The 7,712-nt window shown below is 31.1% G+C and carries 8 protein-coding genes and 1 other RNA gene; 2 read left to right on the top strand and 7 right to left on the bottom strand.

Translation table 11 applies throughout. From position 1 onward, the window contains the following. Window positions 1–630 precede the first annotated feature (630 nt). The 4 genes from ssrA to secG all read right to left on the bottom strand — a co-directional run bounded on the left by ssrA (window position 631) and on the right by secG (window position 3,943). Window positions 631–985, bottom strand: a transfer-messenger RNA (tmRNA) gene (gene ssrA, locus B5E75_RS00775). A 1-nt stretch (window position 986) separates the two neighbouring features. Beyond that, a complete protein-coding gene (smpB, locus tag B5E75_RS00770; protein ID WP_087356912.1) occupies window positions 987–1,433 on the bottom strand; it encodes an SsrA-binding protein SmpB in 447 nt (148 codons plus the stop codon). Window positions 1,434–1,448: 15 nt separating this feature from the next. Beyond that, a complete protein-coding gene (gene rnr / locus B5E75_RS00765) occupies window positions 1,449–3,656 on the bottom strand; it encodes a ribonuclease R (protein ID WP_087356911.1) in 2,208 nt (735 codons plus the stop codon). A 65-nt stretch (window positions 3,657–3,721) separates the two neighbouring features. Further along, complete coding sequence (gene secG, locus B5E75_RS00760; protein WP_087356910.1) at window positions 3,722–3,943, bottom strand: preprotein translocase subunit SecG; 222 nt, start codon at window positions 3,941–3,943, stop codon at window positions 3,722–3,724. A 207-nt stretch (window positions 3,944–4,150) separates the two neighbouring features. Here secG and B5E75_RS00755 point away from each other — a divergent pair, with 207 nt between their 5' ends. Then, window positions 4,151–4,711 (top strand): chromate transporter, encoded by a 561-nt coding sequence (locus B5E75_RS00755; protein ID WP_087356909.1) that lies wholly within the window; start codon window positions 4,151–4,153, stop codon window positions 4,709–4,711. Further along, entirely contained in the window at window positions 4,708–5,277 is a 570-nt protein-coding gene (locus B5E75_RS00750) for a chromate transporter (protein WP_087356908.1), read from the top strand. The genes B5E75_RS00755 and B5E75_RS00750 overlap by 4 nt, the downstream gene beginning before the upstream one ends. A 36-nt stretch (window positions 5,278–5,313) precedes the next feature. Here B5E75_RS00750 and B5E75_RS00745 read toward each other — a convergent pair whose 3' ends face one another. Genes B5E75_RS00745 through B5E75_RS00735 form a run of 3 tightly spaced genes read right to left on the bottom strand, consistent with a single transcriptional unit; the run spans window position 5,314 to window position 7,634 of the window. Then, window positions 5,314–5,847, bottom strand: a complete 534-nt coding sequence (locus B5E75_RS00745; protein ID WP_241146591.1) for a hypothetical protein — start codon at window positions 5,845–5,847, stop codon at window positions 5,314–5,316. After that, the gene (locus B5E75_RS00740; protein ID WP_087356907.1) at window positions 5,819–6,502 is read right to left on the bottom strand and encodes a DUF4430 domain-containing protein; all 684 of its coding nucleotides are present in this window, start codon (window positions 6,500–6,502) and stop codon (window positions 5,819–5,821) included. Before B5E75_RS00740 ends, B5E75_RS00745 begins: the two co-directional genes overlap by 29 nt. Further along, complete coding sequence (locus tag B5E75_RS00735; RefSeq protein ID WP_087356906.1) at window positions 6,495–7,634, bottom strand: prenyltransferase/squalene oxidase repeat-containing protein; 1,140 nt, start codon at window positions 7,632–7,634, stop codon at window positions 6,495–6,497. The genes B5E75_RS00740 and B5E75_RS00735 overlap by 8 nt, the downstream gene beginning before the upstream one ends. Window positions 7,635–7,712: the final 78 nt, after the last annotated feature.

Genomic DNA, 7,712 nt, shown 5'->3' with positions numbered 1-7,712 from the left:
CTTGACTCTTCTTGTTTCTTTCTTTTCTATTGACGTGTTTACTGTTCAGTTTTCAATGTTCCTGTCGCCCTCTCTCTCGAGTGCTCATCTATAATATCATCTATTCCTCCCCTTTGCAAGTCTTTTTTTTACTTTTTTTCGTTTTTTTTATTCATAGTTAGACAAAGGAAATACTACAAATTCAATTTTCCTTTTTATAATCAACAAAAAATGATATTTTATAGTTTAAAATTTTTTATAACCACTATTAAAATATAAAATATTTCTTTTTGTTTAACTTTATTAATACAACTTTAAATAACTTTATTCTTCTTTTTTATACATGTAGTATAAAATTATATCTCAAATAATCTTATCAACTTTCAATAAATTACTATATTATTTATACGAATAATATGTTTCTTACATGATATCAAATACTATACTAGAATTTTCATAGCCTACATACACACATTTAATCGAAAATTATTAACATGAATCAATTGATATCATTTCTCAATATTATATTTTGATATCTTTTACTTTTTTTACTATCAAAAAATGGCTAACTGTGGCTATTTGATATAATTTTCAATAAAACAATATAAAAAACCGCTTAAAATCAATGTTTTTAGCGGTTATTGTTTTCTTTGGTGGAGGCGGCGGGAATCGAACCCGCGTCCAAAAGCCGTCCCATATGAAACTTCTACAGCTTATCTTGTCGAATAAATTTAACTAAGCTACGATCCACAAGCAGTCTTTCACTTAGCGATTCTGTACATTTTCGTGATATAAATCCAGACGCTTTATACCCTTAACCTATAAGATATGTTACCAGTTCTATAGCCATAGGTATGCTATAGGCTGATATTCGCTAAAGTCTAACGTCGACTAGCAAGCGAAAGATAATTGTTGTCTGTTTCCAGATATTTTTTGTTTGCAATTAACGTATGCCCACGGCTGCAATTTCATTCAAACTGACCCCTGTCGAATCCAAGACGCCCCCATTAATAAGCATTTTTCAATGCTCTTTCCATATCTCTTTTTGCGTCTTTAGCTTTTAAGTCCTGACGTTTATCATACAACTTCTTTCCTCGAGCCAAAGCAATTTCTGCCTTAAGTTTAGAGGTGTTAAAATATAATTTTGTCGGAACAATTGTTAATCCGTTTTCTTTCACTTCTTTTTGTAATTTCTTAATCTGCTTTTTATGAAGCAGCAATTTTCTATTACGAAGTGGTTCGTGGTTAAAGATATTCCCTTGTTCATAAGGAGCGATATGCATATTTTCAATAAATGCTTCATCATTTTTAAAACGAATAAAAGCATCTTTTAAATTCACATGACCTTTGCGCACAGATTTAATTTCTGTCCCTTTTAACTCTATTCCTGCTTCATAAGTTTCTAAAATAAAGTAATCATGAAAAGCTTTTTTATTTTGAGTCACAATCTTCATGCATATCGCCTCCTTTTATCTACGTCTTCTTGTCCTTCTATGATTAGACTTATTTATTTTACCCTTTTTTGTACGTTTTGTCTTTACTTTTCTATCATTAATTTTAACTATTTTTGTTTTTTTCTTTCTTGATTCCATTCCCACAACTTCAAAATCAATTGTACGCTCTTTTTTATCACAGGCAACAACTTTAACTTTGACCTTATCAGAAATTTTAAAAGTTTTACCCGTTCTTTCTCCTATCAAAGTCATCTGTTCCTCATTATAATGATAATAATCATCTGTTAAATCAGTAATATGTACTAAACCATCTATTGTGTTAGGTAATTCAACAAAGAATCCAAATGAAGTAATAGAAGAAATCATTCCCTCAAATTCTTCCCCAATATGCTTAGACATATACTCTGCCATTTTCATATCATTCACTTCACGTTCAATGTCAACAGCTTCTTTTTCTCTAAAAGAAGACTGTTCTGCCAATTCAGGAATCACTTCTTCAAAATGAGCAGTCTTTTGATAATTATGTTGAAACAAGAAAGTACGAATCAAACGATGTCCTAACAAATCTGGATAACGTCTAATAGGTGAAGTAAAATGTGTATAATATTCATCTGCCAAACCAAAATGTCCTAAACACTGTGCATCATATCTTGCTTTTTGCATACATCTTAATAACAATGTCGAAACAATAACATGTTCATCCGTTCCCTTAGAAGCATTAATAATCATATTCAATTCTTTAGGAAAAACATGTTCCAGAGAACCTTTAATAGTATAGCCCAAAGGTTTGACAATAGATACAAACTGTTGCAGTTTCTTAACTTTTGGCTGTTCATGCACACGATAAATAAAAGGTAAATCCATCCATTTAAAATGTTGTGCTACTGTTTCATTAGCTTTCAGCATAAATTCTTCAATAATCTTATCAGAAGCACCACGTTTTCTCAAAACAACATCAGTAGGCTCCCCTGTTTTATCCACTATAACTTTTGCTTCATCAACATCAAAATCGATAGCTCCACGTTCATCACGCACTTTTCTTAGCAAAGTTGCCAGCTCCTGCATTAAAAAGAATAAAGGAATTGCTGGTGCATATTCTTTTTGTAAATCCTGATTACCATCTAATATCTTATTCACATTATTATATGTCATACGATAAGAAGAATGAATAACAGATGGAACAATTTCATGATTAACAACTTCTCCATGCTTATCTATTTCCATAATACAACTGATTGTATAACGGTCAGTATTTGGATTCAGTGAACAAATACCATTAGATAGTTTATGTGGTAACATAGGAATAACACGGTCAACTAAATAAATAGATGTTCCTCTTTTAATAGCTTCCTTATCTAAAGGCGAACCCTCTGTCACATAATAAGACACATCAGCAATATGGACACCTAATTGATAATGACCATTATCCAATTTTTTTAACGAAATCGCATCATCCAAATCTTTAGCATCGTCACCATCAATAGTCACAATCAATTCATTTCTTAAATCTACACGATTTTCTATATCACTTGGATCAATTTCATCTGATATATTTTCAATTTGTTCGTAAACTTCCTTAGGAAATTCAATATCTACATCATGAGCATGAACAATAGATAAAATATCAACACCCGGATCATTACGATGCCCAATAATTTTAACAATATCCCCTTTAATCTGAGGTTTAAAAGCTTTTATCTCTACAACAACCTTATGCCCTGGCATAGCTCCATGTGCATGAGCCATATCCACAATAATTGGTTTATCAAATTTAGGATCATCTGTTTTGATAATATATTCTTTACGCCCTCTTTTGACTTCCCCAACATATCTTATTTGTCCACGTCGAAGAACACGAACAACACGCCCTTCTTCACGATTTCCATGTGATTTGACTTTTTCAATCAAAACAACATCATGATTTAAAGCATCTTTCATATTCGTATCATGAATATAAAATTCACGTTCTTCATCTACTTTTACAAACCCAAAACCACGTTTATTTAATTCTAAAACACCTTTATAATATTGAAGTTGATTAATCAAATAATAATCATTAATACGACTTCTGATAATCAGTCCTTCATTTTCCATCTCATTTATTAATTTAATAAACGAAACATAATCTTGAGTATCGGTCATATGAAAGTATTCTGCCAATTCTTGAATCTTTCTTCTTGTATAACTACGATCAGCCAATAAATTCAATATTTCTTCCTTCATCTTAATCACCTCACTTTTAGTTTATCCAATTAATAAAAAGAGGACACATCAAAGTGCCCTAATGATTAACCCATTCTAATTAAGATTGCAAGAACAAAAAATGCAATTGCAAGTCCAACAGTAATACGTGTTAAAACCAAATCAGCTCCTCTTTCTTTTTGATGAGCAAACAGGTTAGAACTTTGACCAGTCAAAGCATTCACAACACCATCAGATTTTCCACTTTGTAATAGGCATACAACAATAAGAGCAATTGAAACTAAAACTAGTAAAATATTTAAAACCATTGTCGTACCTCCTTTTCTTTATACATTAGCAAAACAATACTATCATATTCACTGCAAAAATACAATACTTTTTCTTCAACACAAGAAAATATATTTCTTTAAATATTTTACTTTTCTATCTACTTATATTGTATAACTTTTGAAATAAAAATAATATTATTTTACATATTTTTCAACTTTTTGTATGATAATAACGGAGGTGATTTCATGTCAAAGAAAAAACTCATCACTTTATTTTTTTCAACTTTATATCTCAGTGCTTTTACTTTTGGTGGTGGTTATGTCATTGTTACACTCATGCGAAAAAAATTTGTTAGTGAATATCATTGGATTGATGAAGATGAGATGTTGGATTTAATTGCTATTGCACAATCATCACCGGGTGCTATTGCAGTGAATGGAGCCATTGTTGTAGGCTATAAATTAGCTGGTATTGCAGGAATCATCGTTTCAGTGATCGCAACAATCATTCCTCCATTTGTTGTCATTTCATTCATATCTTTTTGTTATGAAATATTCCGTACAAATATCATCATAGCTTTAATACTTGAAGGAATGCAAGCTGGTGTAGGTGCCGTTATTGCTGCAGTTGTATTTGAAATGGCAGCAGGAATTTTCCACGAAAAAAATATTTTTTCTCTATTCATCATGATTTCTTCATTTATTCTCACTTATTTTTTGAATATCAACGTTATCTATATTATCTTTATTTGTATTATGATTGGGCTTATCAAAACTTTTCTATGGAAAGGACGTGTAAAATCATGATACTCCTACAATTATTTTTAAGCTTTCTACAAATTGGTGCATTTAGCTTTGGTGGTGGCTATGCTGCAATGCCACTCATTCAAAATCAAGTGGTGGAATTACACCATTGGCTCACTATTCCAGAATTCACTGACCTCATCACTATTTCCCAAATGACACCTGGTCCTATTGCAATTAACTCTGCTACCTTTGTAGGAATAAAAATTGCTGGACTACCCGGAGCTATTATAGCGACTTTAGGATGTATTCTTCCTTCTTGTCTTATTGTCACTATTATCGCATGGCTTTATCTTAAATTTCGTCAAATGGAATCTTTACAATCCATTTTAAATGTTTTAAGACCTGCAGTTATTGCATTAATTGCTAGTGCTGGTTTAACAATTATTATGACTGCTTTTTTTGGCGAATTAGGTATCGCAGTAGAAACCCTCAAAATCCAAATGGTTGTTATTTTTGTTATTTGTCTATTCCTGTTAATGAAATGGAAAATGAATCCTATCTTTGTCATGGTATTAGCCGGTCTTTTGAATGTACTCCAATATTTTTTAATTCAACCCTTATTATAAAAATAGGAAATGTTAAAATTTTCTCTAAGAAATATCTTAACACTTCCTATATTTTTTAAATACTCTCCACAACAAGGGTGCTCCTATTAAATAAAAAAAGAAATTCCCCACAGCATGAAACGTATCAAATAATAATCCAGCACTATAATAAACAATAAATAATGGCAATCCCCCAATAACAAATTGCTCCAATGATACAATCAAACCAAAAACATAACCCATCACTAAAGAAAAAACAGCCATTACCAGAAGTGATGGATTTTTATTTTTTCTTCTATAAAAATCACCCATACATTGTGTCAACAGACAAATCACAATCCATGCTAAAATTTGAAAAAAAGTCCAAATTCCCATACCTAAATACATATTAGATACAAGTGTTGTCACCAATGTCAGTTTAATTCCAAAAGCTAATCCAAAAAGTAAAACTGAAATAATAATAATTGAAGTCACTGGTTTAATATTAGGTAAAGCCTGTAAAGCAATGCGAGAAGCAATATTAACTGCCGCTAAAATGCCAATTAAACTGATTTCTTGAATCTTACCCATTTGTTGAATAGATCCACTCAACTTGATCACCATCTTTTAAAATATAAGCACCTGCACCTAAACTTGGATAAGCTCCATTGACTTTATACTTCCAGCCTGATTGTCCACCATAATCAAACTCCATTAGACCATTAATTCCTTTGACATAAACAGCTTGTCCTATTCCTGAAATCTTAACAGTCATCTCATAATTATCGGCTAATATTTTTAACGCATCATAAGCACTCATTCCTTCTTCAAATTCAACATAATCTTGTGCCATCACACCATCAACACCTGTAATTATCACATTGATTGATGCCACTTCTTCAATTTGTGATTCTTCTTCAACTTCTTCCAAAGTTTCTTGTGGTTGTTGTTTAGGTTCTGATGTTTTTTGATTTGATGCATCTTCATCTATTTTTTTTGTTGTTTGAGATTCTGTTTTTTGCTCTGTTTTCTTTTCCTTCTTTTGAGAAGTTTGCTTTTTTTCTTTTTCTTGTGATGATTCATCTTGCTGAGATGTTTCTTTAGATACATCTACTTGCTGACTAACTTCACTTTCTGTTTCTTTATTTTCAACAACTTCTTTTGCTTCTTGATTTGGGACAAAGCAGGTATGATAAATACCTGCTCCCCCAATAAATATAAAACATAATACAATAAAAATAAGTGTATATTTCTTTGTTTTATTCAAAATACTTTCTTCCTTTCAATAAAAGTATTCCACTTCCCATAAATAATAAACCATATTCAAATAACCATGACTGATCATCTGTTTGTACAACATCTTTTTGTTTTGTTGTTTCTGTTACAACTTCTTTTTGAGGTTGTTTTTGAGATTGAGAAGATGATGTTTCTGTCTTTTCTACTTCTTGTTCAACTTCTACTTCCGGTTTAACTTCTATTTCTGGTTGTTTTTCTGTATCTATAACTTCATCTAAAGCCAAATAATCCTGTTTTGCTTTTTGATAAACAGATTCATTATAATAATACCCTATTGTTTGAATCCCTTGAACGGTTGCATAATCATTCACTTCTCCCGGTGTTGAATACCAAAAACTTCCATCAGTATTTTGATATTTTAATAATACGTCATATGGATTATACCCATTTTGATTATATGTACCTGCTTTAACTCCTTTGGCATCATATGTTAATAAACCTGTCATAACACTTGCTTGTGTGTTCACATTAACACCACTAAAACTATCTTTATATCCTGCTTGTCCATCTCGCATAGATTGCAAATACACAATAGCACGTTGAATAGTGGGTTGATATTTGTCTTTATCAACCAAAGACAAACTTTCAATAACCCATGAAGTAATATCTAAACTAGGGCCATAGCTTGACCCAAAAGCCCCATTATCATCAATGAGAGATGTTAAATAATCTGCAGCCAGTGACAATTTAGGTGAATCAACAACATATAATGCAAAAACTCCATAAACTTGAAAATTTGCATATGTTGAATTATTCTTTTTATCAAAAGCTCCGTTTGATTGAACACAATTTTCTAGCATTTCTACATAATTAACACCATTATAATTTTTTGGATTATCTCCATGTAATGATAAAGCAATTACAGATTGTGCTATTTCAGACGCATAGTCAGTAGAAATTAAATGATCAATAGAATAATCACTAGAATCCAATCCAATGGCTTCATAAGCATATAATTCACTAAAACTATTGAAACTTGTTTTTTGTGAATAATAACCTTTTGCTGATGTATAACTTTCGTCATACGATAATGCTGCTGTTGGTAAAACTTGACTAACAATTAACATCAACATCATTAATAAACTTGTAAAAATTTTCTTCATTTTGTCCTCCATTTCTCCTAGACAAAAATAAGGTCTTTAACCCTAAAATTGATACTAGAACGACTTTATACTCCGTAA

This window comes from Massiliimicrobium timonense (assembly GCF_002160865.1).
In the GTDB taxonomy this organism is placed as follows: Bacteria; Bacillota_I; Bacilli_A; order Erysipelotrichales; family Coprobacillaceae; genus Allocoprobacillus.
Note: the sequence above shows the minus strand (reverse complement) of the source record. Positions and strands in the feature narration are given on the sequence as shown.

What these genes read in the sequence shown, in the direction of transcription:
- secG (WP_087356910.1), bottom strand. Translation starts at nt 3,943, where the DNA reads ATGGTTTTAAATATTTTACTAGTTTTAGTTTCAATTGCTCTTATTGTT.
- rnr (WP_087356911.1), bottom strand. Translation starts at nt 3,656, where the DNA reads ATGAAGGAAGAAATATTGAATTTATTGGCTGATCGTAGTTATACAAGA.
- B5E75_RS00755 (WP_087356909.1), top strand. Translation starts at nt 4,151, where the DNA reads ATGTCAAAGAAAAAACTCATCACTTTATTTTTTTCAACTTTATATCTC.
- B5E75_RS00750 (WP_087356908.1), top strand. Translation starts at nt 4,708, where the DNA reads ATGATACTCCTACAATTATTTTTAAGCTTTCTACAAATTGGTGCATTT.
- smpB (WP_087356912.1), bottom strand. Translation starts at nt 1,433, where the DNA reads ATGAAGATTGTGACTCAAAATAAAAAAGCTTTTCATGATTACTTTATT.
- B5E75_RS00735 (WP_087356906.1), bottom strand. Translation starts at nt 7,634, where the DNA reads ATGAAGAAAATTTTTACAAGTTTATTAATGATGTTGATGTTAATTGTT.